The organism is Candidatus Pelagibacter sp. PS_34 (genome assembly GCF_059417845.1).
In genome coordinates this window covers 67,954-93,953 of sequence record NZ_CM182068.1, presented here as the reverse complement: position 1 = coordinate 93,953, position 26,000 = coordinate 67,954, and the positions used below count along the sequence as shown (strand labels likewise).

The 26,000-nt window shown below is 29.4% G+C and carries 30 protein-coding genes and 3 tRNA genes; 15 read left to right on the top strand and 18 right to left on the bottom strand.

The features are described 5' to 3' along the window. Nucleotides 1-6: 6 nt before the first annotated feature. Nucleotides 7-975: a complex I NDUFA9 subunit family protein gene (locus tag AC5SL3_RS00495; protein ID WP_494578192.1), complete on the bottom strand. Its 969-nt coding sequence runs from the start codon at nt 973-975 to the stop codon at nt 7-9. A 16-nt stretch (nt 976-991) separates the two neighbouring features. Between AC5SL3_RS00495 and AC5SL3_RS00490 the strand changes: the two genes are divergently transcribed. The 14 genes from AC5SL3_RS00490 to AC5SL3_RS00425 are packed head-to-tail and all read left to right on the top strand — an operon-like array spanning nt 992 to nt 13,416. Beyond that, entirely contained in the window at nt 992-1,603 is a 612-nt protein-coding gene (locus AC5SL3_RS00490) for a ribonuclease D (RefSeq protein WP_494578190.1), read from the top strand. Beyond that, nucleotides 1,604-2,575: a KpsF/GutQ family sugar-phosphate isomerase gene (locus AC5SL3_RS00485; protein ID WP_494578188.1), complete on the top strand. Its 972-nt coding sequence runs from the start codon at nt 1,604-1,606 to the stop codon at nt 2,573-2,575. Beyond that, entirely contained in the window at nt 2,576-3,157 is a 582-nt protein-coding gene (gene lptC, locus AC5SL3_RS00480) for an LPS export ABC transporter periplasmic protein LptC (protein WP_494578186.1), read from the top strand. 1 nt (nt 3,158) lies between these two features. Beyond that, complete coding sequence (locus AC5SL3_RS00475; protein ID WP_271766180.1) at nt 3,159-3,935, top strand: ATP-binding cassette domain-containing protein; 777 nt, start codon at nt 3,159-3,161, stop codon at nt 3,933-3,935. Beyond that, nucleotides 3,886-5,265 carry a 3-phosphoshikimate 1-carboxyvinyltransferase gene (aroA, locus tag AC5SL3_RS00470; protein ID WP_271485499.1) on the top strand — a complete coding sequence of 460 codons (1,380 nt, stop codon included), beginning with the start codon at nt 3,886-3,888 and terminating at the stop codon, nt 5,263-5,265. Before AC5SL3_RS00475 ends, aroA begins: the two co-directional genes overlap by 50 nt. Next, on the top strand, nt 5,262-5,915 hold the full coding sequence (locus AC5SL3_RS00465; RefSeq protein ID WP_271485500.1) for a (d)CMP kinase: 654 nt from the start codon (nt 5,262-5,264) through the stop codon (nt 5,913-5,915). The genes aroA and AC5SL3_RS00465 overlap by 4 nt, the downstream gene beginning before the upstream one ends. Continuing rightward, the gene (locus AC5SL3_RS00460; RefSeq protein ID WP_006997411.1) at nt 5,915-7,645 is read left to right on the top strand and encodes a S1 RNA-binding domain-containing protein; all 1,731 of its coding nucleotides are present in this window, start codon (nt 5,915-5,917) and stop codon (nt 7,643-7,645) included. The genes AC5SL3_RS00465 and AC5SL3_RS00460 overlap by 1 nt, the downstream gene beginning before the upstream one ends. A gap of 3 nt (nt 7,646-7,648) precedes the next feature. Further along, on the top strand, nt 7,649-7,939 hold the full coding sequence (locus AC5SL3_RS00455) for an HU family DNA-binding protein (RefSeq protein ID WP_006997412.1): 291 nt from the start codon (nt 7,649-7,651) through the stop codon (nt 7,937-7,939). Further along, nucleotides 7,929-8,621 (top strand): orotidine-5'-phosphate decarboxylase, encoded by a 693-nt coding sequence (gene pyrF / locus AC5SL3_RS00450; RefSeq protein ID WP_011281748.1) that lies wholly within the window; start codon nt 7,929-7,931, stop codon nt 8,619-8,621. The genes AC5SL3_RS00455 and pyrF overlap by 11 nt, the downstream gene beginning before the upstream one ends. Next, complete coding sequence (locus AC5SL3_RS00445; RefSeq protein ID WP_494578183.1) at nt 8,618-9,247, top strand: phosphoribosylanthranilate isomerase; 630 nt, start codon at nt 8,618-8,620, stop codon at nt 9,245-9,247. Before pyrF ends, AC5SL3_RS00445 begins: the two co-directional genes overlap by 4 nt. Continuing rightward, on the top strand, nt 9,237-10,469 hold the full coding sequence (gene trpB, locus AC5SL3_RS00440; protein ID WP_494578181.1) for a tryptophan synthase subunit beta: 1,233 nt from the start codon (nt 9,237-9,239) through the stop codon (nt 10,467-10,469). Before AC5SL3_RS00445 ends, trpB begins: the two co-directional genes overlap by 11 nt. Nucleotide 10,470: 1 nt before the next feature. Continuing rightward, entirely contained in the window at nt 10,471-11,268 is a 798-nt protein-coding gene (trpA, locus tag AC5SL3_RS00435; protein ID WP_020169042.1) for a tryptophan synthase subunit alpha, read from the top strand. After that, complete coding sequence (locus tag AC5SL3_RS00430; protein WP_494578179.1) at nt 11,265-12,194, top strand: acetyl-CoA carboxylase carboxyltransferase subunit beta; 930 nt, start codon at nt 11,265-11,267, stop codon at nt 12,192-12,194. Before trpA ends, AC5SL3_RS00430 begins: the two co-directional genes overlap by 4 nt. Beyond that, the gene (locus AC5SL3_RS00425; RefSeq protein ID WP_494578177.1) at nt 12,148-13,416 is read left to right on the top strand and encodes a bifunctional folylpolyglutamate synthase/dihydrofolate synthase; all 1,269 of its coding nucleotides are present in this window, start codon (nt 12,148-12,150) and stop codon (nt 13,414-13,416) included. Before AC5SL3_RS00430 ends, AC5SL3_RS00425 begins: the two co-directional genes overlap by 47 nt. On the opposite strand, the gene AC5SL3_RS00420 is transcribed toward AC5SL3_RS00425, so the two are convergent. The 16 genes from AC5SL3_RS00420 to AC5SL3_RS00345 all read right to left on the bottom strand — a co-directional run bounded on the left by AC5SL3_RS00420 (nt 13,413) and on the right by AC5SL3_RS00345 (nt 25,065). Continuing rightward, complete coding sequence (locus AC5SL3_RS00420; RefSeq protein WP_011281744.1) at nt 13,413-13,730, bottom strand: thioredoxin family protein; 318 nt, start codon at nt 13,728-13,730, stop codon at nt 13,413-13,415. The genes AC5SL3_RS00425 and AC5SL3_RS00420 overlap by 4 nt on opposite strands. 75 nt (nt 13,731-13,805) lie before the next feature. Continuing rightward, nucleotides 13,806-15,233, bottom strand: a complete 1,428-nt coding sequence (locus AC5SL3_RS00415; protein WP_494578176.1) for an exonuclease domain-containing protein — start codon at nt 15,231-15,233, stop codon at nt 13,806-13,808. 1 nt (nt 15,234) lies between these two features. Beyond that, entirely contained in the window at nt 15,235-15,924 is a 690-nt protein-coding gene (locus AC5SL3_RS00410; protein WP_271510623.1) for a hypothetical protein, read from the bottom strand. A gap of 37 nt (nt 15,925-15,961) precedes the next feature. After that, nucleotides 15,962-17,059, bottom strand: a complete 1,098-nt coding sequence (locus AC5SL3_RS00405) for a DNA recombination protein RmuC (protein WP_494578174.1) — start codon at nt 17,057-17,059, stop codon at nt 15,962-15,964. 181 nt (nt 17,060-17,240) lie between these two features. Then, complete coding sequence (gene hisG / locus AC5SL3_RS00400; protein ID WP_494578173.1) at nt 17,241-17,930, bottom strand: ATP phosphoribosyltransferase; 690 nt, start codon at nt 17,928-17,930, stop codon at nt 17,241-17,243. After that, nucleotides 17,930-18,982 carry an ATP phosphoribosyltransferase regulatory subunit gene (locus AC5SL3_RS00395; RefSeq protein WP_494578171.1) on the bottom strand — a complete coding sequence of 351 codons (1,053 nt, stop codon included), beginning with the start codon at nt 18,980-18,982 and terminating at the stop codon, nt 17,930-17,932. Before AC5SL3_RS00395 ends, hisG begins: the two co-directional genes overlap by 1 nt. Beyond that, the gene (gene hisS, locus AC5SL3_RS00390; RefSeq protein ID WP_494578170.1) at nt 18,960-20,357 is read right to left on the bottom strand and encodes a histidine--tRNA ligase; all 1,398 of its coding nucleotides are present in this window, start codon (nt 20,355-20,357) and stop codon (nt 18,960-18,962) included. The genes AC5SL3_RS00395 and hisS overlap by 23 nt, the downstream gene beginning before the upstream one ends. Nucleotides 20,358-20,362: 5 nt before the next feature. Next, nucleotides 20,363-20,437, bottom strand: a tRNA-His gene (locus tag AC5SL3_RS00385). Nucleotides 20,438-20,672: 235 nt separating this feature from the next. Beyond that, nucleotides 20,673-20,885, bottom strand: coding sequence for a cold-shock protein (locus AC5SL3_RS00380; RefSeq protein WP_006997426.1), 213 nt, complete (start codon nt 20,883-20,885; stop codon nt 20,673-20,675). A gap of 88 nt (nt 20,886-20,973) precedes the next feature. After that, nucleotides 20,974-21,049: transfer RNA gene (locus AC5SL3_RS00375), tRNA-Phe, on the bottom strand. A gap of 5 nt (nt 21,050-21,054) precedes the next feature. After that, a complete protein-coding gene (gene infA, locus AC5SL3_RS00370; protein ID WP_006997427.1) occupies nt 21,055-21,270 on the bottom strand; it encodes a translation initiation factor IF-1 in 216 nt (71 codons plus the stop codon). A gap of 2 nt (nt 21,271-21,272) precedes the next feature. Continuing rightward, the gene (gene hisD / locus AC5SL3_RS00365) at nt 21,273-22,559 is read right to left on the bottom strand and encodes a histidinol dehydrogenase (protein ID WP_494578168.1); all 1,287 of its coding nucleotides are present in this window, start codon (nt 22,557-22,559) and stop codon (nt 21,273-21,275) included. Further along, on the bottom strand, nt 22,559-22,954 hold the full coding sequence (locus AC5SL3_RS00360; protein ID WP_006997429.1) for a DUF2948 family protein: 396 nt from the start codon (nt 22,952-22,954) through the stop codon (nt 22,559-22,561). The genes hisD and AC5SL3_RS00360 overlap by 1 nt, the downstream gene beginning before the upstream one ends. Further along, a complete protein-coding gene (murA, locus tag AC5SL3_RS00355; RefSeq protein WP_494578166.1) occupies nt 22,954-24,207 on the bottom strand; it encodes a UDP-N-acetylglucosamine 1-carboxyvinyltransferase in 1,254 nt (417 codons plus the stop codon). The genes AC5SL3_RS00360 and murA overlap by 1 nt, the downstream gene beginning before the upstream one ends. A 2-nt stretch (nt 24,208-24,209) precedes the next feature. Further along, the gene (dcd, locus tag AC5SL3_RS00350; RefSeq protein ID WP_006997431.1) at nt 24,210-24,767 is read right to left on the bottom strand and encodes a dCTP deaminase; all 558 of its coding nucleotides are present in this window, start codon (nt 24,765-24,767) and stop codon (nt 24,210-24,212) included. A gap of 100 nt (nt 24,768-24,867) precedes the next feature. Then, the gene (locus AC5SL3_RS00345) at nt 24,868-25,065 is read right to left on the bottom strand and encodes a hypothetical protein (protein ID WP_006997433.1); all 198 of its coding nucleotides are present in this window, start codon (nt 25,063-25,065) and stop codon (nt 24,868-24,870) included. A 101-nt stretch (nt 25,066-25,166) separates the two neighbouring features. Between AC5SL3_RS00345 and AC5SL3_RS00340 the strand changes: the two genes are divergently transcribed. After that, a tRNA-Thr gene (locus AC5SL3_RS00340) sits at nt 25,167-25,240 on the top strand. 2 nt (nt 25,241-25,242) lie between these two features. On the opposite strand, the gene AC5SL3_RS00335 is transcribed toward AC5SL3_RS00340, so the two are convergent. Beyond that, on the bottom strand, nt 25,243-25,962 hold the full coding sequence (locus AC5SL3_RS00335) for a TVP38/TMEM64 family protein (protein ID WP_494578165.1): 720 nt from the start codon (nt 25,960-25,962) through the stop codon (nt 25,243-25,245). Nucleotides 25,963-26,000: the final 38 nt, after the last annotated feature.

Sequence of the window (26,000 nt, the reverse complement as noted above, 5' to 3'; positions counted from 1 at the left end):
ATTCTATTAAGAATTAGCAGGATTATATTTTTTTGTAGAAAATTGCCCACCTTCTCTCCACATATAGCTATATTTTTCTACTTCATTATCAAATACTCTTGTACTTGGAACCCCAATATCAGCATTAGTTTGATATTTTCCTGAAGGAACATTGTCATATTTTAAAAGTGTAAGCTGATCTATTGTTAGAAGTGGTTTTGGAAATAATTGAAAAACTTTAGCAGACATAGTTGCTAAAAAAAGAGGTAATGGTACTAATAATCTTTTTTTATCTATTAAATGTAATAATTTTTTTAAAATTTCTTTTAAGGATAAGATGTCAGGCCCAACACACTCTATAATTTTAGAGTAAATATTTTTAGAGACAACATGATAAATGGTATCAGTTAAATCCGAACAATGTATTGGAGCAAATTTAGTTGATCCATTATAATAAAGTGGAAAAAACGGAAGCCTACTAAGTAAGGTCATAAAAGACGTAGTAAAATTATCATCAACTGAATAAACTACAGAAGGCCTTAATATTGTTGCTAAAGGAAAATTTTTTTGAATATTTAGTTCACCATCTAATTTACTTTTTGCATACTCTGAGTCTGGTGCATTATTTATCCCTAATGCTGACAAATGAATAAATTGCTGAACTTTATATTCTTTACAAAGTTTAGATAAAATAGATGGAAAAATAGAGTGAATATTTTTGAAAGTATTGCCCTTGCCACTTTCATATAAAATACCAATTAAATTTATACAAATATCAGTTTGGGAAAAAAGCTTTCTAATTTTTTTTTCATCAAAGATATTAGCTTCAACAATGTCTATGTAACCTGCATTAGCTTGAGTTTTTATTGCATATCCTTTTTGATGAAGGTTTCTAGTAACCACAGTCACTTTATAATTATTTTTAGTAAGCTTTCTTATTAAATGACGACCTATTTGACCACTACCGCCAAAAATTAGACAATTTTTTGCTTTCATATATATATAATTAAAAATGAATATTGATATTAAACTTCACAAGAATGATCTACCAGAAGATTTAGATTTAGGCAATATTATAGCGGTTGATGGAGAGTTTATGGGCCTCAATGTTAAGCGTGATCCTTTATGCCTTATTCAAATATCAACTGGTAATTCTGATGCTCATATTATCCAGCTTGATAGGGAAAAATATGATGCTCCAAACTTAAATAAAGTTCTTTCTGACGCATCAATCATAAAAATATTTCATTATGGTAGGGCGGACATGGCTCACATAAAGCACTACCTAAAAACAGAAACTAATAATATTCTTGATACAAAAATTGCTTCAAAGCTAGCTAGATCCTATTCTGATAGTCACTCCCTAAAAACGTTAATTAAAGAATTTATGAACGTAGATGTAAGTAAACAATTTCAAAGTTCAGATTTTGGAGGGGAACTATCTCCAGCACAATTAAAATATTGCGCTAATGATGTTATTTATTTGCATAAAATTCATGAAGAATTAAATAAAATTCTAGTAAGAGAAAAACGAATTGATTTATATAAAAACTGTTTAGCATTTTTAAAAACTAGAGTTGATCTTGATTTGGCTTTATTTAAAGACGATATATGGTCTCATTAAATGAAAAAAAGAAATTATAAAAAAATTGCAAAGAATGTAATTGATCTTGAAATCAAAGCTCTAAAAAAATTAAAAAATTCAATTAATAATTCATTTAATGACGCTGTTGACGCAATATCAAAATGTCAATCTAAAGTAATACTATGTGGTGTTGGCAAAAGTGGATTAATAGCAGCAAAAATTTCAGCAACACTTTCTTCTGTTGGAACACCTTCATTTTCACTATCTGCAAATGACTGTTCTCATGGTGATCTTGGTAGCATTTCAAAAAAAGATATTTTAATTTTAATAAGTTATTCAGGATCTACAGAAGAATTAAAGAATATAATAAAATATGCCAACAGAAATAAAATTACTTTAATAGGCATAATGTCTAAAAAAGACTCAATACTATATAAAGCGTCAGACATTAAGTTACTTATACCAGAGGTAACTGAGGCAGGACTTGGTATTGTTCCAACTTCAAGTACTATAAATCAATTAAGTATTGGTGATGCATTAGCAATATCAACTCTAAATCAAAAAAAAATTAGCAAAAAAGATTTTAAAAAATTTCATCCTTCAGGAAATCTTGGGGCCAAACTAAGAACAGTAGAGGAGATAATGATAACTGGAAATAAAATTCCTTTTGTAAATGGTAATTTAATAATGAAAAAAGCTTTACAAATAATATCAAATAAAAAACTTGGAATATTGGTAGTTAGTAATAGCAAAGGGATTACAACAGGAGTTATTACAGATGGTCAAATTAGAAGGTTTAATGAGGTAAATGACAATCTACAGAGTTTAACTGTTAAAGAGGTTATGACTTTAAACCCCATCAGTATTGATAAAGATACCTTAGTAGAAAAAGCGTTATCAATCATGAATAGCAAAAAGATCACCTCTTTATGTGTTCACAGCAAAAAAAACTTAAAAAGAACTGTTGGAATACTACATATTCATAAAATATTAGAGACTAACATCAATTAGATGGGTCAAAAAAGTTTAATTCAGTTAATAATAGTTTTAATAATAATCTTAATCTCATCAGCTGTGTATTTAAATTATTTTACTAAAGACTCAGAAGATTTGGCAACTAAAATGAAGACCTTAAAAACTGAAAACATTAAAGACGAAACCAGTAATTATATAGAAAATATTAGTTACATTTCTAAAATTGGTGAAAACAAATATGAAATTTTAGCTGATAGAACAAAAATTAAAATAAATGAACCTGATATAATGTTTTTAGAAAATGTAGCTGCTTTTATAACCCTTAAAAACACTAGCACAATTAAAGTAACTTCAGATTTTGCGAAATATAATTCAAAAAATTATGACACTATTTTTTCAAAAAATGTTATAGCAACTTATCCTGGGCATAAAATAACAGGTGAGTTACTAGATTTTTCTTTTGTAAATAATATTGGTATTTTCTCAACTAATATTGTTTATGTTGGTAGTAAGACAAAAATGATTGCTGATAAAATAGAAGTGAATCTTACCAATAATGATACTAAAATTTTTATGCTTGATCAGTCTAAAAAAGTTATAATTGAGGGAATAAATTAATATGGCTCTTATAAAAAAATTTAGAATTAAATCATTTAAAAATCCCCAGCCTATAATATCGTTGGATAATATATCTTTATCATTTGGAAATAGAAAAATTTTAGATAACGTGAGCTTCAAAATAAATCATGGACAAATTCTTGGAATGTTGGGACCTAATGGAGTTGGAAAATCAACTATTTTTAATTTAATTACAGGTTTAATAAAGCCAGACTATGGTAAAATTAATTTTAGAGGTACTGTTGTTAATGACTACCCAATATATTTAAGGACTACAAAGTTTAAGATTGGCTATGTTCCTCAGTACGGAGGATATTTTGGTGATCTTACATTATTAGAAAATTTAAAAGCAATTGCTGAAATAGTAATATTAGAAAAAGAATTGATTAAAAATAAAATTGATCAATTAATTGCTAAATTTGAGCTTGATGCCATTAGAGACACTAAAGCAAAATATTTGTCTGGTGGTCAAAAAAAAAAACTAGTGATTGCATTAGCTTTATTAAGTGATCCTGAAATTTTATTGCTTGATGAATGTTTTGCAGCACTAGATGTTCTTACAATTAAAATGCTTCAGGAAATTATAGTTAACTTACAAACGGAAAACAATATAACAATCTGTATCTGTGATCATCAAGCAAGAGATTTACTGTCCTGCGTAGATATTGCTTTGATTTTGTCTAATTGTAAAATTGTGGCTCACGGCTCACCCAACGATTTAGTTAATAATGTTGAAGCAAAAAATGCCTATTTTGGCGACGCCTTTAAATTTAATTAAAATGGCAAAAATACTTGCAATTAAAAAAAAAATTAATTCATTCAAAAAAAAAATAGAAGTTAGTGGTGATAAAAGCTTAAGTATAAGGTGGGTCCTTTTAGCCTCCCAAGCAATTGGAAAATCAAAAGGTTACAACCTTTTAATGTCAGAAGATGTATTAGCTGCAATTGATAGTATCAAAAAACTTGGCGTAAAAGTGAGGATACAAAAAAATTACTGTGAAATAGTAGGCAATGGAATTAATGGCTTTAAATACAATAAAAGCTTAACAATAGATGCTAAAAATTCTGGAACACTTGGTAGGTTAATTTTAGGTCTTTTAATTAAATCTCCTAAAAAAATAAAAATAATTGGTGACAAAAGTTTATCTAAGAGAGATTTTTCAAGAGTGACCACACCTTTAAGCAAATTTGGTGTTAAATTTTCTTATAAAATAAAAAATAAACTGCCTTTAACAATTCTTGGCATACAAACAGCAAAAGGTATTAAATATTTTGAGAACAAAGGTTCAGCTCAATGCAAAAGTAGCGTAATGCTTGCAGCACTAAATGCATCAGGAACAACTTCTATTAAAGCAAAGAAATCAAGAAATCACACAGAGTTACTTTTTAAATATTTAAAAATTCCTATCAAAGTAAGAAAAACTAAAAAATTTGATTTTATAGATATTAAAAAACCAAAAAAAATTAGTGCCTTCAATTATCAAATTCCAGGAGACATAAGTTCCAGTTCTTTTTTTATGGTACTAACAACGCTTGCTGATAATTCAAAACTTTTAATTAAGAATGTAAATATCAATCCTTCTAGAGTGGGAGTTATTACAATCTTAAAAAAAATGGGAGCCAAAATAACACTTGAAAACCAAAAAAATTATAGAGGAGAAAAAATTTCTGATATTTTAATAAAAAGTTCAAAAAAACTTAAAGCTATTAATTGTCCAGTAGAATTAAATAGTAGTGCCATTGATGAATTTTTGGTTATTTTTTTAATTGCCGCAAAAGCAAAAGGTATTTCTTATTTTAAAGACCTTTCAGAACTAAACCAAAAAGAAAGTCCGAGATTAATTTGGGGTTCTAAAATTTTAAATATGATGGGTATAAAAACAGATTTAACAAACGATTCTATTAAGATTTATGGACAACCTGATTTAGAAATAAAAAAACCAATAACTGTTAAAAACTATCTAAAGGATCATAGAGTTTTTATGATGAGCACAATTGCTGCCTTAACCTTTGGTGGAAAATGGAAAATTCACGATAAAGATTCTATAAATACTTCCTTTCCATCTTTTTTGAAGATAATTAAAAATATAAACCATTCATCACTATGAAGCTTAAAAAAAAAATTAAAATCGCAATAGACTCACCTGCTGCTGCTGGTGCCGGCACTCAAGCAAAATTAATTTCTAAACATTTTAACTTATTTTATTTAGATACAGGAAAAATTTATAGATTAATTGCAAATATTAAACTTACTCAACAAAATAAGTATAGTCATAGTTTAATAAAAAAAAAGATGCTCAAATTAACTATGAAAGATTTGCAAAATAAAAAATTATTATCGGATGAAGTTGGAACAATGGCATCAATTATATCAAAAGATAAAAAAATAAGAAAACTTGTTCATGCATTTCAAATTAAAAGCGCTTATCATCCTCCCAAAAAGTATAATGGATCTTGTTTAGATGGAAGAGACATAACTTATAAGATAATTCCTGATGCTGATTTTAAATTTTTTATAACAGCAAATACTAAGACTAGAGCTTTAAGAAGGTATAAAGAGTTAAAAGGACTAAATAAGAAAATATCTTTTAATGAAGTCCTAAAAAGTATCAAAAACCGTGACAAAAGTGACTATAATAGAAAAGTTTCACCTCTTATGAGAACTCGAGATTCGGTCTTGATTAATACCACGAATTTAACTAAAAGATCATGCTTTTTAAAAATTAAACAAATTATGGATAGGAAACTAAAAGCTTAATGGAAATTTATAAAGACCTTTCAAACCCCGCATCTAAAGAATTCGAACAATTACTAAATTCACAGTTTACTAAAACAGCAAATCTTGAAGAAGGAAAAATTATTACTGGTGTAGTAAACAAAGTTACTGATAACTTTGTATTTCTTGAAGTACCTGGTTTAAAATCAGAGCCTATCTTGGATATTAATGAATTAAAAAGCATGGGTATGCTTGATAAAGCAAAAGTAGGTGAAAAAATTTCTGTTCTTCTTGAAAGGTTAGAAGATAAAAAAGGTGAAGTACTAGTATCAGCTTCAAAAGCTCAAAAAATTCAAGGTTGGGACAAACTTGTTGAAGCGTATGAAAAAAATGAACCTATCATGGGTAAAATTACTGGACGTGTTAAAGGTGGATGCATAGTTGAACACATCGATACTGGTTCTTTAATGTTTTTACCTGGATCTCAAATTTCAGATAAACCATTAAAAGACATTAGTCATTTAATGAATGAGCCTCAAAAATTTGCTCTAATAAAATTAGATAAAGTTAGAGGAAACGCATGTGTTTCTAGAAGAGAAATAATCTCTTCATTTAAAAAAGAAGATAAAATTAAAATTGTCGAAAAATTCAAAGTTGGGGATATAATTAAAGGTGCTGAAGTAAAAGGCTACAGTTCATTTGGTTGTTTTTTTAGTGTTAATGGTGAGCTTGATGTTTTAGTTCACTTACAAGAAATTTCTTATTCAAGAGTTAATCACCCTGATGAAGTTTTTACAATTGGTGAGAAACATGACCTTAAAGTAATCAGTGTTGATCTTGAAAAGCTTCAGGTTGGTTGTTCAGTAAAACAACTTACACCAGACCCTTTTGAAAACATTTCAAATTATGAACTAAACAAAATCTATAAAGTAAAAGTCGTTAAGCTTATGGACTTTGGAGCTTTTTGTGAGCTTGAAAAAGGATTATCAACTTTATTGCACTCAAGTGAATTAAGTTGGACTAAAAAAAATATTTCTGCAAAAAAAATGTTTAAAGTTGGAGATGAAATTGATTGTGTAATCACTGAAATTGATAAAGAAAAAAGAAGAGTGGCAATATCTCACCGTTTAACAACTGATAACCCTTTTGAAACATTTGAAAAAACTTACCCAATTGGATCTGAGGTTGAGGGTGAGGTTGCAAGTAAAAATGAATATTCTATTTTCTTAAAAGTTGATGGCTTAGATATTGATGCTTTCTTGCATTGTAATGATTTAACTTACCTAAATAATGGTGAAGAAGAATTAGCTAAATATAAAATTGGAGATAAATTAAAAGTTAAAGTGTTAGAAGTAAAAGCAGCAGAACAAAAAGTTAGAGTTGGCTTACGTCAAACTCAACCAGACCCTTTTGATTGGTTTAATGATAAAAAGGTTAAACAAACTATTACTGTTAAGATTATTTCAACTGACAACAAAGGTCTTGTTGTAAGACCTGAGGGCTGTGAAATGGACTTCATTATTAAAAAATCTGCAATTGCTATTAATGCTGCTGATGCAAGACCTGCTAGATTTACAGGTGGAGAAAGAATTGACTGTGCTATTCAAGAGTTAGATATAGATAAAAGAAAAGCAACATTAAGTATTAAACTTTTAGAGGAAATTGAGCGTAAAGTTGCACTAGATACTTATGGTTCTGAAGCAAGTGGTAAAAACTTACCTTTCTCATCATTATCTGATGATTTAGAGAAAAAGAAAAAAGAAGACGAATAAAAATTGGCTATTGTAAAATCAAAGCTTCTAAAACAACTCGCTAATAACTACCCAAATTTTTTAAAAAAAGACCTAGAAAAGTTTACTGATATTATTCTTACTGAAATAAAGCAGGCCCTTAAACGAGGAGATCGTGTTGAATTAAGAGGTTTTGGAATGTTCTCTACTAATATTCAAAAAGCAAGAATATCAAGAAACCCCAAAACGGGAGAGAAAGTGAATACGCCTGAAAAAAAAACAATTCACTTTAAAATGTCTAAGGAAATGTTTAAAAAATTAAACAATGATGAATAAAAATATCTTTGTTGCTTGTGATACATCAAGCTTAAAAGAAATAAAAAAAATAATTAGCGATACGAAAACTAATAAACTTCAAATAATTCCAAAATTTGGCTTACAGTTCTTTTATTCAAAAAGTGGGAGAGCTTTTCTTCAAAATTTTAAGAGAGATTATTTCTTAGATTTAAAAATAAATGATATTCCACAAACTGCTTTATCTGCAATGGATAGTTTAAAAGATTTAAAGAAATGTAAATATATTACAGTTCATGTAAGCGGTGGCCTTGAAATGCTTAAAGCTATTACAAAAAAAGCTAAATCAATTAACAAAAATTTAAAAGTATTAGGAGTTACAATTTTAACAAGCCTTAACAAAAAATCTCTTGAAGAAATTGGTCACACCAAGACCGTAGAGCAGTTAGTATTAAAACAAGCTGGTCTTATAAAAAAATCAGGTGCAGCTGGAATTGTGTGTTCTGCACAAGAAGCAAAAATAGTTAGGAAAAAATACAAAAATTTATTTATTGTTACGCCAGGAATAAGGCTACCTGGAGATGATGCAAATGATCAATCTAGAGTAATGACTCCTAATGATGCTTTTAAAAATAAAGTTTCTGGTATTGTAATGGGAAGGTCATTAATAAAGGGTAATATCAAAAACAACATTAAAAGATTAATTAATCACTTAAATCAATGATCCAACCCTGCAAGATTTGTGGGATCTCCGACTCTAAAACTTTAGAATTTTTAACTTCCCATCCTACTCCACCTAAGATGATAGGGTTTATTTGTAATTGGCCTAAATCAAAAAGATTTGTTGAACACAACAAGCTTAAAAAGCTATTAAAAGTTGATAAAAAAAAATCAGAATATGTTGCTGTATTAGTTAAACCTAATGAAGATATATTAGAAAAAATAAAGGATTTACCATTCGATTATTATCAACTTTATGATTGTACACCTACTGAAGTTAAATCAGTTAAAGAAAAATATAATAAGAAAATTATTGTTGCGATAACTGTAAAAGATCAAAATGACACAGTTAAATATTTAGAATATAATGAGCTTGCAGATATAATATTATTCGACAGTAAAGGTTATGAAAAAAGCATGTCCTTTGATCATCAATTAATTAAAAATATTAAAATTAATAAAGAATTGATGCTTGCTGGGAATATTCAAATTGAAGATAACCTTGAAAATTATAAAGAAATAGCAGACATTATAGATATTTCTGGAGGTCTAGAAACATCTGGATTAAAAGATATTTCAAAAATAAATATTTTTTTAAATAAAATTAAATTAATTAACAATGAAACTTAAAAAAAAAATTCCTTTAATCGATCAGCACAACAAAAATGGATTTTGGGGTGGTAAATTTGGTGGTAATTTTATACCTGAAACTTTAAAAAAGCCTATTGAGGATTTAACTGAACTTTTTGAAAAACTTAGATACGATAAGAAATTTCTTAAAGAGAGAGACTATTATTTTAAGAATTATATAGGCTCTCCTACTTCATTTGTTAAACTTCAAAACCTATCAGATCACTTAAGTGGAGCTCAAATATATGCCAAAATGGTGTCAGAGGCGAACGGAGGAGCTCATAAAATTTATAATGCAACAGTTCATTGCCTTATTGCTAAAAAAGCAGGGAAAAAATATGTCGTTGGTGATACGGGTGCAGGTTATGCTGGAAAGATGCTGAGTATGGCTGCTAAAAAATTTGGCCTTAAATGCAAAATATTCATGGGTGCAAAGGATATTAAAAGACAAAAACCTAATGTAGATGCGATGAAAAAGAATGGTGCAGAAGTTGTGCCCGTTTATTCAGGAAGCCAAACATTAGTAGATGCTGTCAGTGAATGCATGCGTTATTGGGTTTCAAATTGCGATAACACCCATATGTGTGTTGGATCAACAGTAGGCCCTAATATATTTGTTAAAATTTGTGGCTGGAGTACAGCTCAAATTTCAAGAGAATTAAAAGTTCAAATTCAGTCAGAATTTAAAAAGATGCCTAAAAAAATTAAACTCATTAATTGTGTTGGAGGTGGAAGTTCAGCTTATGGGTTTTGGAGTGAGTTTATTGATTATGACAAAAAGCAGATTGAATTAATTGGTGTTGAAGCTGGTGGACCAAAAAGTTCAAAACTGCATGCAGCACCTCTAACTAATAGAGCTAAACTTGGAATATTACATGGAGCTGCAGCTTATGTTTGTCAAAATAGTGAAGGACAAATTAACGATACTGCTTCTATTTCTGCTGGATTAGATTATCCTGGGGTATCCCCTATTCACTGCTTCTTAAAAGATACTAAAAGAGCAAGATATATATCTGCAACTGATGAGGCTGCTTTAAATGCATACAAACTAGTTACAAAACTTGAAAAAATAAACCCAAGTCTTGAACCTAGTCATGCTTTTGCTGAAGCTATAAAAATTGCTCCAAAATTAAACAAAGATACTATCATTATTGTTAATTCTTGTGGTGATGCCAAAAAAGATCGTGATATTTTAAAAGAAAGATTGGGAAAAATTAACTAAGATGTCATTAATCAACTTAGCATTTAAAAAAGTAAAAACTGAAAAGAGACCTGCATTACTAACTTACACGGTAGCTGGAGATAATACTAAAAAGAAGTCTCTTGAGATATTAAAATCAATTGCAAAATATGCTGACATTTGCGAAATAGGATTTCCTCATAACACTCCAATTGCAGATGGTGGACAGATTCAATCAAGCGCTTATAGAGCTTTGAAAAATGGTATCAAAATTAAAGATGTTTTTTCAATAGTTAAAGATTTTAAAAAATCAAAACAATCAAAACCAGTAATATTGATGGGTTATTATAATATGATTTATCAATATGGAGATAATAACTTTATAAATATTTGTAAAAAAGTAGGAGTAGATGGATTAATTGTTGTTGACCTTCCTTATCCAGAAAATAAAGAATTTGCAAAAAAATGTAAGAAAAAAGATATTAGTTTTATTCAATTAGTGTCTCCTACTACGTCTCTAGACAGAATGAAAAAGATTATAAGAGACTCACATGATATGGTCTATTATATCAGTATGCTCTCAACAACTGGTGGCAAGCTAAAGGTTTCGCCTAAAAAAATTTTAGAGCGTTACAGTAAAATTAAAAAACTTAACAAGAATAAGAATATTGTAATAGGCTTTGGGATCACTGAAAAAACCATAGCATCTCTAAGAAAGGCTGATGGATTAGTGGTTGGCAGTGCTTTATGTAAAGAAATATCAAATTCTATTAAAAAACGCCAAAATCCTGTCACAAATGTAACTAATATTGTGTTAAAGTTAAGAAAAAAAATAGCATGAATTGGATTAAAAAAACTTTAAGATTTGGTGAAAAGATTAAAACCATCATTAAAGCACGTGCAACCAAAACAGAGATAGCTAATAGTGACTGGACCTCATGTTGTAAGGGACCAATCTTAAAAAAAAATTTAGAGGAAAACTTATGGGTTTGCCCATCTTGTAATAAACACCACAGAATAAGCCCACGTCAGAGATTTGACATTATATTTGGCAAAAATAATTATGAAGTTTTAAAAACTCCAATTCCTCAAGATGACCCTTTAAATTGGAATGATGCAAAACCTTATAAAGATAGATTAAAAGCTGCTAGAAAAAAAACTGGCATGGATTGTGGAATGATGGTTGTTAATACTAATATTCTAAATTTAAAAATCACAGCAATTGCATCTGATTTTGATTTTGTAGGTGGCTCAATTGGTGCTGCAGAAGGTGAAGCTTTTTTATACGGAATTCAACATGCAATAGAAAATGAGCAACCTTTTGTAGTGTTTACTTCTGGTGGCGGAATGAGAATGATGGAAAGTCTTATATCTTTAAGTCAAATGACAAGGACGACACTTGCAATTAACGAACTAAAGAAAAATAATTTACCCTATATTGTTGTTCTAACTGATCCAACTGCTGGTGGTATTACAGCGTCATATGCAATGTTAGGTGATCTGCACTTAGCAGAACCAGGAGCTCTTATAGCTTTTGCAGGAGCAAGAGTAATTCAAGGCACTGTAAGAGAAGAGTTACCAGAAGGCTTTCAAAGAAGTGAGTATGTAGAAAAAACTGGCTTTGTAGATTTAATTGTAGAGAGAAAAGACTTAAGAGAAAAAATTGGATCATTATTATCAATATTGTTAAAGAAAAATTCTGCTATAAATTCATCAGAAAATGAAACTTCAGAAGATAGTAGAGCGCTTACAAAAGCTGCATCCTAAAGAGATTGATCTAAGTCTAGATCGAACTAAAAATCTTTTAGAAAAATTAGGCAATCCTCAAGATCAAATCAGTTGCATTTCTATTGTTGGCACGAACGGAAAATTTTCGACTATCCAGGCACTTTATGCAATTTTAAAAGAGGCTGATTATAAATGTAATATTTATACCAGTCCTCACATTCAAAAAATTAATGAGAGATTTGTCTTTAACAATAAGCCTCTAACAGATGATGAATTAGCCAATCTTTTTTCTGAAATAGAAGAAGCTAACAATCAAACACAAATCACTTTCTTTGAAATTTTAACTGTTGCTTATTTTCATTACGCAAAGAAATACCCTGAAAACATTAACTTAATTGAGTCAGGTCTATTTCATAGATTTGATGCAACCAACATTTTAAAAAAAAACTTAGCTAGTATTGTAACAGCTATTGGTCTGGATCACTTAGATTGGCTTCCAAAAGAAGAGCAAACAGTTGAAAAAATAATATTTGAGAAAACATCCACTTTGTTAAACTCTAAAATCGTAGTTGCAAAACAAAGCTCAAATGAAATTAACAAAAGTATTGAGGATACAATTAAAGATAACTCTTCTAAAAAAATAATCTTTAATAAAAACTATAATTTTACCTTAAAAGAAAATAATTTTTTTTATTTTGAAGATGAATTTGGTTCTCTTAAACTTCCAAAACCCAATTTGCCTGGAGAATTTCAATTAGAAAATGTCTCTACAGCAATTGCAACTGTTAGACAATTAGCAGACTATAAAATAACTGATGAACATATTAAGAGTGGTATTACTAAAATAGAAAGTATCGCACGACTACAAGAGTTAAAATCTGGAAAATTAAAAGATTTAAATAGTAATAATTTATTATTTGTTGATGGATCTCATAACCCACTTGGCGCAAAGGTATTAAATGAATATCTTCAAAGTCTAAATTGTAACAAACATATTATTTTAGGAATGATGGCCAACAAAGATCACAATGAATATATGAGTTACTTTAAAGATATTAAATCATTAACAACAATTGACATTCCAAATCAACCCAATGCTATTAAGGGAAGTGAACTTAAAGAGAAAATTAAAAATTTTGAAAATATTAATTATAAAAATTCTATTGAGGAAGCAATTAGCTCAATTGATCTTCAAGAAAATGATATTATTTTAATTACAGGGTCTTTGTATCTTGCGGGAGAAGTTTTAAACTTAAACTAGATATTCTTATCTAGAAATTCTTTCATTTGACTCTCAGCAACTCCACCAACTTTTCTGTCTACTTCAACACCTTTTTTGTAAACAATAACAGTTGGTACACCTCTTACACCAGCAGCTGAACCTGTGTTAATTCCACCATTTTCTATGTCGGCATAATAAAAGTTTGCTTTATCTTTGTAGCTATCTGAAAACTTATCCATGATGGGTTTAAGGCTCTTGCAAGGAGCACACCATTCTGCAGAAAATTGAACTACAGAGATATCTTCATTCTTAATTTTTGTTTCAAATTCCTCGTCTTTAAAATCAATAAGCATATTTCATATATAAATTCTTATTAGATTTATTCAATATGTAAAAAAGGATTTTTTTAGTTAATTAACAGAGACTTATTATACTTGTTCGTATTTTTTTTGAATACCTTCAACGAACTCATTAATTTCGTCTAAAAACTTGAGCTTTTTCTCATCTTTTTCGTTGGTATATCTATCTCTTAAATTATCACACTCAAAATAAAATTCTTTGCATGTCCACCATTTTTCTTTTTCATCACTTAATATTCTTTCGGCTATTCCACGTTTAATGGTCTTAAACATATCAGGAGGAAGTGTCTCAGGTGATTCTTGATATATTATTTTTTTTCCAAAGCTTACCATTCTCTCGTCTTCAAATTTATCTAATAATATTAATTTATCTTTCCAAGAAGCTGCATGCCATTTTGGAAATAAAGCTGTATCTTTTTGAGGAGTAAATTTTTTATAAATTGTCTCTTCTGCCAGTAAATCAACTTGTGAATCGAATTGTGCTTTTTCTTCAGCTGTTTCTCGTAATGCGGTTAAAACATTTTGAGAAAATCTCTCATTACTGTTTACTAATTTTGCACGCTCTTTAATTAGATCAGGATCAAGATTGCTATATGGTTCAACTTGTAGTCCATAACTTGCGTCTAGAATTATAGGAGCTTTATTTGATCGTATAGTTCTTAAAAACTTTAATTTTTTAATAGCACTTTTAAGTTCAGAAATTGACATATCAAATAATGGAATAGGATCAATTTTAAGATCAAAAGCTTGGCCCCATTGATAGATTGGGTGAATACAATGTTTTGGGTGAAGTGGTGCAACTACAAATCTATAATTTTTACCAAAATGATATTCTGCTAATGTAAACATTTTTTCAGTTTTAAATATCGTCTCAGTATCACTCTTGTTTGCTGTTCTTAAAAATGTATCCCAAGTCTGAGGTTGATTTTTTTTAATTAATCCTAAAACCTTAACGGTTAGTTCTGCATCAAATAAAGCTGAGTGAGCTCCACTTGATTCAAAGCCATTCATTCTAGCTAACGACTCTAGTTTCATGACCGCATTACCTTTTGCATTTGTTTCAGTTTTTATAACACTCTCATCAACTGCATGGGCACCTCTTGCAATGTTTAAACCATCATGTCTTTTGTTAGGGGTTGCATTGGTGATATAAGGATATCTAATTCCTCTAAAGAATTCGTTTCTTATCATCTCATCATCAAAGCCAATGTTTGACCAACCCATGAATATTGCTGGGCTCCATTTTTTAAATGTTGCTTCTAACTGAGATAACATTTGGTAATGACTTAAATTTCCTTTAGTTAATAAATCAACACTAGTCTTGTTAACTATCAAAGCCATTGCTTGAGGAACTTCTCCTTCTGGTAATCTACATCTAAAATTAAAACGATCTAATTCTTTAAAATTTGGGTCAACTAAAATACCACCTACTTCAATAATACTTCCCCATGAAGTATTGGCACTACTAGATTCAATGTCCCATATTGCTAAATTCATATTAGTTCATATTCCTTTGATGATAGTATTGTTCTACTTTTTCTAAAAACTTGTTTTGGTATTCTTCTAGTTTTTCACCTTGAATTCTAAAGTCTTGGAATAAATTATCTACAGTGCAAAGTAAAACAATTCCTTGGGTTATTTTTGAATTATGGACAACGTTATGAGCTAATGAATATGCCCCTAATTGTAGATAATAGTCCTCAATCCACTCTTCTTTTTTTGGTTTATTGGATTGTTTAAAATCAATGATAGTTTCTTGCCCTTCATACACACCAACTGCATCACATGTACCTGCGTATTTTCCAGGGTAATACAATGTTGCTTCAGTACCATAAATTTCTGACAATTTTCCTTTAATACCTTGTTCGATAATTTCGTCTGCCATTTTTTTAGATTTGCTAGCCTCTTCTTCTAATAGCTCTAAATTTAATTGCCCTAATAAATATTTTTCTAAATGAGAATGCATTGATGTGCCTCTACTTGAAGCATCATTTTTAATTCTATTTGCTTCAGCAGTCCCCACTCTTGCCTTCCAATTTGCAAGAGATGCTTTTTTTTCTTCACTTTGTGTTGCTTGTAATATGGAAGTTACTGAAGGAAGCTTTTCTTGATTTACAGCATACATCCTTGAACCACTCACCATTGATCTCATAGATTTTGGATAAGTAAATTTATTATTCCACTGCATATAGTTTGTTATAAGCGGTATTGAAGAAAAAAAGAAATTAATTTTTTGCTTGTTTTGAATGGTCAACAAATTTTTCTACATTTTCTGTTTGAACGGCTTTATCAACTCGTTCAGGATCTTTAATATTTTCTAGGCTTCTGCTAATCGATCTTGCATCTGTTCCAAACTTATCAACAACAATCATTGCTTCTTCTAATTTTTTTCTAAGAGCAACTATATTTTCAAAATGTTTTCCAAATCTTGAGCTAATTGTTTTTAGATGATCGTAGATTTCTGTTGCACCTTTTTGAACTTTTAAAGATTGAAAGCCCATGTGTAATGATTGCAAATAAGCAGAAAGAGTATTTGGACCACAGATTACAACTTTATGTTTTTTCATTAATTCTTGAGTTAATAATTCTTTAGTAGTTGGATCTTGGTATTCAGTTAGTTCTTTATATAAACTTTCAGTTGGCGCATAAACTATTGCAAAATCTGTTGTCTTTGGTGGAACAATATATTTTTCATTAACACTTTTAGCTTTAGCTTTAAAAGCAGTGGCTAATTTTGCTCTGGCATCTGCAACAGCTTTTTTATCATCAGCATCATAACCATCGGTAATTGCTTTAAATTTTTCTACTGGGAAATGACTATCTACTGGAACTAGAACATCTCCTTGAAGCTTAATTGCAAATTCAACATTTTCGCTTGTGTCCTCTTTCATCTTAACGTTAGTCATGAATTGAGAGGCAGGTAATAAGTCTTTGATTAGAGCATCTAATGAAAACTCTGCAAGAGTTCCATATTTTTTAACTCCAGCTAAAATTTTTGTTATACCTTCTTGGCTTTTATTTAATAATTCGACCTGACTATTAAAATTTCCTACTTTTTCATCAACTTTTGTTAGGGCCTCTGTCATATCTTTAGTTACCCCAGTTGATAGGTTATTAAAAGAAGTCGACATTGAACCAAGTGAAGTATTAATAGTAGTATTTAGGGTATCTTTTAATGAAGTAATTTCTGTCTTTAAATTAGCCATCTCTTCAGCTTCTTTATTTTCACTACCATCTTTTGGCTTAGATCTTAAGTTTAGATAAAGGATTGCTAAAGCAACTCCTAACAACAAGACTAATACGGTTAATAAAATTATGTCCATGATTCTAGGAGATATTTTATAGTAAAAATTTGATTTATATATGTAATTATTTAAAACTGTCTCTATGGAATTAATCTTAATACTAAAAATACTACTTATTATAGGAGCTATTGTTGCAGCTTATGCAGTACTTAGAAACCTTGATATTATTAGGATTATTTTAATTTACGTAAAAGATACTTTACTTCGAAAGTAACTTAACTAGTTTTTTAACCAAACCATTTTTTAAAGAAGATTTTGAAGCCATCATGCAGGCTTCTGACTTTAAAATTTCACCATCTTTAAGAATTCGAAGATTATTTGCTCTTAGAGTTTCACCAGACGAAGTAATATCAGTTATAATTTCAGATGACTCTGTAAAAGGATACGCTTCAGTTGCACCTAAACTACTAACTAATTTAAATTGAGTAACTCCTTTTGAAAACAAAAACTCCCTTGTTAAATTCGGATATTTAGTTGCCACTCTTAATCTTTTTTTCTTTTTATCTTTAAATTCAAAAGCAATTTCTTCTAAATCAGCTACTGTTTGAACATCAATCCAAGGATCTGGGATAGCCACAACCAATGTTGCTTTACCAAAGTCATAATTCTTAACAACACTTATTTTTTTTTGAATATTTACTTCACTTTCTTTTAATAAATCAAATCCAGAAAAGCCAAGATCTAAAGAGCCATCTCCAAGTCTTTCAACTATCTCTCTTGCATGAAGATATAATACCTTAACATTTTTCAAGTTTTTAATAGATCCCAATAAATCTCTCTCACCTCTTTCTGAGACTAAATTTAATCTATTTTTTTTAAATATCTTTAAGATATCGGCTCTCAATCTGCCTTTACTTGGAATTCCGATATTAATAATATTTTTTATCATTAGTAATTTAAATTTAAAGCAGCTCCTACTGCTGGAACTTGTTTTTTTGATCCAAGGTCTGAAATTAGTTTGTCATAACGTCCACCGTTAATGATGTTAATATTTTTAGATTTAGATTTAATATCAATTTTAAAGACCATGCCTGTATAATATTCTAATTGACGCCCAAAAGACGCTGAGAACTCTACATTTAATTTTTGAATTTTATTTAATGAAGTTGGGAAATATTTTTGATCCACAACTAAATTAATTTTATTTTTTTTAAAAAAAATATTAAGGTTTTTAGCAGCTTGTCCTATTGGACAGTTAATTTTTAAAAACTCTTTAATAATTTTTGAAACGTTTTTACCTCTACTAGCTCTTCTTGGATCTTTAATCTTGTTATCAAATCTCTTTAAAATCTCTTCAATTGATCGTCCAGCAACTACTGTTTGCTGTTTATCTTTTAGCATTTTTTGATATCTCTTTTTATCAACCTCAACAATTGTTGGGTCCACATCAGAGTTTGTCTCTAACCTTTTTAATAAATCATTGAAGTATACTTCTCTCCAAAAGTGTCTTGAAAGCCTTAACTTCCATCTTTTTGGGATATCTAATTTTGAAATTAATAAATTGAAAATCTCAACATTACCAATTTTTAAAGTCCCTGATGAATATTGTAAATTAGATAAAGATTTTAGGGCTGTATTAATAATTTCTTTATCATCTTTTTTTTCATCTTTAGAACCGATGATCTCAAAGCCAACTTGATCTCTAATAATAGAATCTTTTTTATTATTTGATTTTCTATAAGCCTGACCACTATAAAATATTTTCTCTTTTCCTTTAAGATTGTTTTCTAAGTATCTTAAACATGATGCTATTGTGAGATCTGGTCTTAGACAAAGTTCACTACCATTTTGATCAGTAAATGAAAAAATAAACTTTCTAAAATTTTCCCCAGATCGTTGAACGATATGATTGGCCTCAATTACTGAAGGTAAATCAATATATTTAAACCCTTTAGATTTAACCGATCTAAGAATTTTTTCAGATAAATTTTGTGATTTCATTAATTAAATTTTCTTTTGGGAACGTTAACTGATTATTTTCACCTTTAACTCCTAAAAGGTTTTTTAAAGTAATCGTATTATCTTTAAATTCATTTTCACCACAAATAACAGCTATCGGGCATTGTTTTTTATTAGCATATGTTAATTGTTTGCCTAGATTTTTTTTACTATCTAAAAATATTTCAGAGTTAATATTATTGTCTCTTAAAACTTTTAAAATTTCATAATAATTTTTTAAATACTTTTCATCCATTACACAAATAATGACTGGTTTTTTTTCATCAACTTCAATTTGATCAAGTTGCATCATAGCGAATAATAATCGGTCAACACCAATACTCATTCCAGTTCCAGGAATATCAACTCCCTTAAATCTTGAAATTAATTTGTTATATTGTCCACCTGAACAAATACTTCCTATATCAACTTCTTTGCCTTTGTTATTTGTTGTCTTAAAATTTAAATTTGTTTCAACACAAAATCCGTCATAATAAGCAAGACCTCTAACAATTGTAAAGTTTGTCTTTATTTGATCTAAATAATCTCCATAACTTACTATTTCTAATAATTCTTCTAGTTCTTTAATTCCTTCTTGGGATAAAGGGTTTTTTAAATTTTCTTTTAATTCTTCTAAATCTTTTACTTTCAGGAAGTTAATTATTTGTGAAGCTTGATCATCTGTTAAGTTAGCACCCTTTGTAACAGCTCCACTTGCATCTACTCTTTCTTCTTTTAATAAATCTTCAACTCCTCTTAAACCAAAGCCAGGCTTATCTAATTTATCTATTGCTCTCATAACCTTTATCTTCTTATCATCGGATATTTTAAGGTCTTCAATTAAACCTTGAACAATTTTTCTATTACTAATGTTAATAACGAACTGATCTTTTTTTAAACCACAGGCAAGAAGTGTACTTGCAATTAAATTACAAAGTTCGGCATTGGCTTGAGCTGGATTAACGTTACCAACGATATCTGCATCACATTGTAAAAAGCTTCTATAGCGAGCATTGCCTGCTTTTTCGTTTCTCCATACATCACCCATTTGATATCTTTTATAAGGTAAGGGTAATTCTTGATTATTTTGAGCAACAAATCTAGCTAATGGACTTGATAAATCATATCTAAGTGTAATATTTTTTTCCCCATCTTTGAATGAGAATACGTCAGACATAGGATTACTATCATCATCTGCAAGAAATGATCCTATGTTCTCTGAAATTTCAAATGAAGGCGTTTCAAGAGCGCCAAAACCAAATTTTACAAAATTAGCTTCAATAATATTAATTAACTTTTTCTTGAGAATTAATTTTTTGCCCCATCGATCTTCAAATCCTGAGGGTAACCCAGGAATTAGTTTATTTTCTTTATTCATCTTTTTGGTACCCGGGCTGAGAATCGAACTCAAACTTAAAGTTCCACAAACTTTCGTGCTAACCGTTACACCACCCAGGCATTCCTTGTGTTTATATTATTTTTGTGTGGATTTAAAATTATATTATAAATAAATAGCCTAAAGGCTATGGAAACAAAGTCTGTGAGTACTTCTTGAAGTCTCTCTGTATGTAATATTTATAATCATGATCAGTCTTTTAGACAATTAAGAATAATTTTCAACACCTAAATATAAAAGGACGTTAACCTTATTTTTAAGGATAAAACGCCCTTTTAGATTTTTGAAGTTTAAGAACTAGTCTATTTTTTTTAAATTTACAGCTGAAGGGCCTTTCGGGCCATCCTCCATCTCAAATTCTAGTTTATCACCTTCGTTTAAAAAACGCATACCTGCAGTTTTTACTGCTGATGCGTGAACGAATGCATCTTTTTCTTTATCTTCTCTTTCAATAAAGCCAAAACCTTTTTTACCGTTAAACCACTTTACTGTTCCTTTTAGTGTGCTCATTTTTACTTATCCTTTTATTATTTATATAAAAAGTTATTTTATTTTTTTTATTTTTTCAATAATTTTTTGGATTCTTAAAGGGAGGTGGTGGTGGCCCCAACTGGACTCGAACCAGTGACACACGGATTTTCAATCCGATGCTCTACCAACTGAGCTACAGGGCCCCTTATTAACCTCTAAAAGTGATACGACCTTTGGTCAAATCGTAAGGTGTCATTTCAACTTGAACCTTATCACCTTGAAGTACTCTAATTCTGTTCTTACGCAATTTGCCTGCAGCATGAGCTGTAACAATATGGCCGTTTTCTAATTTTACTCTAAACATTGCATTTGGTAATAAATCCTCAACAATTCCTGAGAACGACAGCATTTCTTGTTTTGACAAATTTATTTTCTCCTAATTCTTTTTTCTACCGACTTAGCGTGTCCCACTAAACCCTCGTAGTTTGCAAGTGTTATAACTGATGGACCAAGGGTTTCAATCCCTTTTTTTGATAGGTTTATATATGAAATTCTTTTATAAAATTCATTAACACTAACTCCACTTGAATATCTTGCTGAGGAATTGGTTGGCAATACATGGTTAGAGCCAACATTATAATCTGTCATTGCCATTACAGCATATTTTCCTAAACAGATAGATCCTGCATTTTTAATCTTACTCGCTACCTTTTTATAGTTCTTAGTATTAAGCTCTAAGTGTTCAGGAGCAATTTTATTTACTGTGTTAATAATTTTTTGGTCAGACGGCATATGAATTAAAATTCCATTATTAAGTAGACTATTTTTTGCAATCACTGCTCTAGGCAATTCTTTTAATTGATTGATAATTTCATAATTAACTTTTTTAATAATTGATTTGTCTTTTGAAATTAAAATACATTGAGCAAGGTTATCGTGTTCTGCTTGACCTATTAGATCGCTCGCTATCCATTCAGGATTTGAAAACTTATCACAAACAATTGTCACTTCAGAAGGACCTGCAATCATTCCTTCAATTCCAACATCTCCAAATACTTCTTTTTTTGCTGCAGCTACATAAGAATTTCCAGGGCCAATAATTTTGTCAACTTTTTTGATTTTCTTAGTACCATATGCAACAGCTGCAATAGCAGATGGTCCTCCAATTGAATAAATCTCTTTAATCTTACATTTTTTAGCAGCATATAATACCGCAGGATTTTGTTTACCTTTTTGACCTGGATTAACCATAACTAGTCTTTTCACTCCAGCAACAATTGCAGGTACTGCATTCATTAAAACACTGGAAGGATATGAAGCTGTTGAACCAGGTACATAAATTGCAACTGATTCAATAGGTACGTATTTATACTCTAATTTATTTTTTAGTTTGTCTGTATAAGAAATGTTTTTAAATTTTTGTAATGAATGGAATTTATAAATTCTATCATAAGCAAGATCGATTGCCTTTTTAACTTTTGGATCTAAAGACTGAATAGCTCTATTAATTTGTTTTATGCTTGGGGCAATAATACTATTTTTATTAAATCTCTTTTCATACTTTAAAATAGCTTTATCTCCATTTTTCTTAACATCTTTAATAATTTTAATAACTGAAACTGAATTAAGTTGGACTTTATTTTTTCGTTTAGACAGTAATGCGTCTAAAGTTTTGTCAAAGTTTTTATTTTTACTATCTAATATCTTAATCATTAATCAGCTTTGTTTTGGTCATCTAAAGTTACTTCAATTATTTCTGTCGATAATGTAATATATGCATTGTTTGTAAACATTAAGTTTATCTCATAATTGTCATTATTTTTTAAATAATCCATCCCAATTAACTCTAATTTTTCCTCAGGGTCGTTTTGTTTAATATTTTTAGATTTAACTCTATCTACAAATTCAAATTTGCAAATACTAGTAATTTTTTTATCTTGTTCCTCCGTTTCTACTTTAGATCTTTTTAATGATAATAGAAAAACTTTGTTTTTCTGAAGATATTTAATTTCATTAACTTTAACTTCAGCTCCAGAGCAACATGCTGAGATTACTTGTAATCCCTCATTATCTGTAGCTATAATTTTTGATAAATATTTTTTATCCATTAATTAATTCTCTTAATTTTAGCCCCTACTTTTTTTAATTTCTTCTCTATATCTTCATAGCCCCTATCAAGGTGATATATTCTATTAATTACTGATTTTCCTTTAGCTGCAAGAGCTGCAAGAATTAAAGATACCGAGGCTCTTAAATCTGTGGCCATTAATTCTGCTGCTTCAAATTTGATATTTCCTTCTATGCTTGCTTGATTTCCATTAATAGAAATTTTAGCTCCCATTCTATTAAGCTCTGCAACGTGCATAAACCTATTTTCAAATATTTCTTCTTTAATATGAGATCTTTTATTGGCCTTACATAATAATACCATCATTTGTGCCTGCAAATCTGTTGGAAACCCTGGATAAGGAGATGTTTTAATATTTATATTTTTAATCTTTTTACTTCCTTGAATAAGGATTTCATTTTTTTTTAAAGTAATTTTTGATCCTACTTTTTTTAAGATATTAATTTCTGTACTTATTATCTTATGATCAATTCCAGTAATTTTCAAATTTCCTTCAGTTAATGCTGCAGCTATTAAATAAGTTCCAGCCTCTATTCTATCCGGCATTACTGAATAATCTAATTCTTTAAGATTGTTCACTCCTTCAATTCTAACCGTTCTCTTTGCAGTCCACTTAATATTACACCCCATATTAATTAAAAAATTAATTAAATCTTTAATCTCAGGTTCAATCGCACAATTTGATAAAGTTGTTTTTCCTTTAGCTAAACATGCGGCAATAATTAAATTTTCTGTAGCACCAACTGAAACTTTAGGAAATTTTATATTTGCTCCTATTAATCCTTTGGGTGCATTAGCATGCACATAACCTTGGATAATTTTATATTTAACTCCAAGTTTTGATAGAGCATGTAAATGAATATCAACAGGTCTTGTCCCTATTGCGCAGCCGCCAGGTAATGAAACTTTTGCTTTACCAAATTTAGCAAGTAATGGTCCTAAAACTAATATTCCTGCTCTCATAGTTTTAACCAAACTATAAGCTGCAAAAGTTTTTGTTTGCTTGGTATTTTTGATAATCAATTCTTTTTTATTATCTTCAATAATTGAACCTAATGACTTTAATAAAAGTATCATTGTTTCAATATCTTTTACCCTTGGGAGGTTTGCTAAAGATATCTTTTTATTTGATAATAATGTTGCAGCTAAAATAGGAAGGGATGCATTTTTAGAACCTGAAATTCTAATTTGTCCCTTGAGCTTTGCTGCCCCAAAGACTTCCAATTTTTTCATGATTATACTTTTGGTAAAGTTACTCCAGTTTGACCCATATATTTTCCTTTACGGTCAGCGTATGAAGTTTCAGGAGACTGATCTCCTTTTAGAAATAAAAATTGCGCAACACCTTCATTTGCATAAATTTTTGCAGGTAGCGGTGTGGTATTAGAAAACTCAAGAGTAACTGTTCCAAAAAACTCAGATTCAATTGGAGTTACATTAACTATGATTCCTGTTCTTGCATATGTGCTCTTACCAACAACAATACACATAATATCTCTTGGTATTTTAAAGACTTCAATAGTAGTTCCAAGAGCGAAAGAATTAGGAGGAATGATAATATAATCAGAGCTTTTTTTGGTTACAAAATTATCTGAACTAAACTCCTTAGGGTCAACGATAGAAGAATTAACATTATGAAATATCTTAAATTCATCTCCTACTCTTGCATCATAGCCAAATGAACTAAGTCCATAAGAAATTTTACCATCCCTGACTTGCTTATCTATAAAAGGAGAAATCATTGACTGCTCAACTGCTAACTTCCTTATAGATTTATCAGAAAGTACTGACATTATTTACTTTTCTTCTTATTTTTTTTTTGAAAAATTTTTCTTTTTTTTAAATTTTTTCTAAGAGCCAGACTTAACTTCTCATTTTTTTCTTTATCATTCATTATTTGTCTGGATTAGTTAAAAAATCTAAAGTGATAGGCTTTGATGCATCTAAAGTTTTCTCTGGTTCTTCTTGAACTTTTGGTCCCTCTTTAGCTTCACGTTTTGCTTTTTTTTCAGCAAGCTTTTTTTCTCTCTTTGCCTGCTTCTCCATAAGCTTATTGCCTTTAGTAGATTTATAATCGTAATGAATGCCCATAAAATTTCCTCCGTAGGTATAAATCATTATATGAAAAAAATTAAGGCAATTTTTTGAAAAAATGATTTATTATAGAAATACTTCAATAAAATAACAAATTAGCCCCTATAGTTAAATGGCATAACATGTCCATGGTAAGGATAAATTTCAAGTTCGATTCTTGGTGGGGGCACCAGATTATTTTTTGTAGAATATTTTTCTAGCAACAATTGCAGCTACTAATAAAGCTCCAAAAGCAATCATTGGAATGTAGATATCTGGTGAATATATCAAATCAATGATTCTAGGAGCTTCTAAGTTTTGTTCTATGATTTTTTCAAGTCCACTTCCAATTGAAACAACTAAAAATAGTGGTGGAGTTAATCCTATTAATGTTGCCCAAAAAAAATTACTCACTCTAACATTAAAAATACAAGGTAACACATTTGATAATGCAAAAGGAATGCCTCCAATAAATCTATAAGCTAAAAGATAAATAAATTCTGATTTTTTAAATTTTACTTCTAAATTTTTAAATCTATTTAAAAACTTTTCTTTAATAATTTCTTTAAAAAAATAATTTCCAATGATGTATAAAATTGTTGCACCAATAGTCATTCCAATTATTAGAATAATCGTTCCAAGCCACTTGCCAAAAATAAACCCTGCTAAGAGTGCAACTGGCAAACCAAATCCAGCCATCACAACCCAGATAATTGACGCTATTAAAAATATTAAAGAAATTAAAAATAAATTAGTTTGTTTTAATCCAAAAAAATAATCTCTATTGTTTTTAATAAATTCATAGCTTGTTAATTCTTCGAGGGTGAATTTTGATAAAAAAAAGTATAAAAATGATGAAACAACTAGAAGATAAAATAAACCTAAAGTTATCTTAACTTTTTTTGATTTTTCCATAATTTATTGGTCGTATTATAAAATCTTCTATTTGCTAT

What these genes read in the sequence shown, in the direction of transcription:
- AC5SL3_RS00380 (WP_006997426.1), bottom strand. Translation starts at nt 20,885, where the DNA reads ATGAGCACACTAAAAGGAACAGTAAAGTGGTTTAACGGTAAAAAAGGT.
- AC5SL3_RS00495 (WP_494578192.1), bottom strand. Translation starts at nt 975, where the DNA reads ATGAAAGCAAAAAATTGTCTAATTTTTGGCGGTAGTGGTCAAATAGGT.
- AC5SL3_RS00405 (WP_494578174.1), bottom strand. Translation starts at nt 17,059, where the DNA reads ATGGACATAATTTTATTAACCGTATTAGTCTTGTTGTTAGGAGTTGCT.
- AC5SL3_RS00395 (WP_494578171.1), bottom strand. Translation starts at nt 18,982, where the DNA reads ATGAAATCACAAAATTTATCTGAAAAAATTCTTAGATCGGTTAAATCT.
- dcd (WP_006997431.1), bottom strand. Translation starts at nt 24,767, where the DNA reads ATGTCAGTACTTTCTGATAAATCTATAAGGAAGTTAGCAGTTGAGCAG.
- AC5SL3_RS00335 (WP_494578165.1), bottom strand. Translation starts at nt 25,962, where the DNA reads ATGGAAAAATCAAAAAAAGTTAAGATAACTTTAGGTTTATTTTATCTT.
- murA (WP_494578166.1), bottom strand. Translation starts at nt 24,207, where the DNA reads ATGAAAAAATTGGAAGTCTTTGGGGCAGCAAAGCTCAAGGGACAAATT.
- AC5SL3_RS00445 (WP_494578183.1), top strand. Translation starts at nt 8,618, where the DNA reads ATGATCCAACCCTGCAAGATTTGTGGGATCTCCGACTCTAAAACTTTA.
- AC5SL3_RS00460 (WP_006997411.1), top strand. Translation starts at nt 5,915, where the DNA reads ATGGAAATTTATAAAGACCTTTCAAACCCCGCATCTAAAGAATTCGAA.
- aroA (WP_271485499.1), top strand. Translation starts at nt 3,886, where the DNA reads ATGTTGAAGCAAAAAATGCCTATTTTGGCGACGCCTTTAAATTTAATT.
- AC5SL3_RS00345 (WP_006997433.1), bottom strand. Translation starts at nt 25,065, where the DNA reads ATGGGCATTCATTACGATTATAAATCTACTAAAGGCAATAAGCTTATG.
- hisG (WP_494578173.1), bottom strand. Translation starts at nt 17,930, where the DNA reads ATGATAAAAAATATTATTAATATCGGAATTCCAAGTAAAGGCAGATTG.
- AC5SL3_RS00430 (WP_494578179.1), top strand. Translation starts at nt 11,265, where the DNA reads ATGAATTGGATTAAAAAAACTTTAAGATTTGGTGAAAAGATTAAAACC.
- lptC (WP_494578186.1), top strand. Translation starts at nt 2,576, where the DNA reads ATGGGTCAAAAAAGTTTAATTCAGTTAATAATAGTTTTAATAATAATC.
- hisS (WP_494578170.1), bottom strand. Translation starts at nt 20,357, where the DNA reads ATGAATAAAGAAAATAAACTAATTCCTGGGTTACCCTCAGGATTTGAA.
- hisD (WP_494578168.1), bottom strand. Translation starts at nt 22,559, where the DNA reads ATGATTAAGATATTAGATAGTAAAAATAAAAACTTTGACAAAACTTTA.
- trpB (WP_494578181.1), top strand. Translation starts at nt 9,237, where the DNA reads ATGAAACTTAAAAAAAAAATTCCTTTAATCGATCAGCACAACAAAAAT.
- AC5SL3_RS00465 (WP_271485500.1), top strand. Translation starts at nt 5,262, where the DNA reads ATGAAGCTTAAAAAAAAAATTAAAATCGCAATAGACTCACCTGCTGCT.
- AC5SL3_RS00490 (WP_494578190.1), top strand. Translation starts at nt 992, where the DNA reads ATGAATATTGATATTAAACTTCACAAGAATGATCTACCAGAAGATTTA.
- AC5SL3_RS00410 (WP_271510623.1), bottom strand. Translation starts at nt 15,924, where the DNA reads ATGCAGTGGAATAATAAATTTACTTATCCAAAATCTATGAGATCAATG.
- AC5SL3_RS00360 (WP_006997429.1), bottom strand. Translation starts at nt 22,954, where the DNA reads ATGGATAAAAAATATTTATCAAAAATTATAGCTACAGATAATGAGGGA.
- AC5SL3_RS00475 (WP_271766180.1), top strand. Translation starts at nt 3,159, where the DNA reads ATGGCTCTTATAAAAAAATTTAGAATTAAATCATTTAAAAATCCCCAG.
- AC5SL3_RS00485 (WP_494578188.1), top strand. Translation starts at nt 1,604, where the DNA reads ATGAAAAAAAGAAATTATAAAAAAATTGCAAAGAATGTAATTGATCTT.
- pyrF (WP_011281748.1), top strand. Translation starts at nt 7,929, where the DNA reads ATGATGAATAAAAATATCTTTGTTGCTTGTGATACATCAAGCTTAAAA.
- AC5SL3_RS00415 (WP_494578176.1), bottom strand. Translation starts at nt 15,233, where the DNA reads ATGAATTTAGCAATATGGGACATTGAATCTAGTAGTGCCAATACTTCA.
- AC5SL3_RS00425 (WP_494578177.1), top strand. Translation starts at nt 12,148, where the DNA reads ATGAAACTTCAGAAGATAGTAGAGCGCTTACAAAAGCTGCATCCTAAA.
- AC5SL3_RS00420 (WP_011281744.1), bottom strand. Translation starts at nt 13,730, where the DNA reads ATGCTTATTGATTTTAAAGACGAGGAATTTGAAACAAAAATTAAGAAT.
- trpA (WP_020169042.1), top strand. Translation starts at nt 10,471, where the DNA reads ATGTCATTAATCAACTTAGCATTTAAAAAAGTAAAAACTGAAAAGAGA.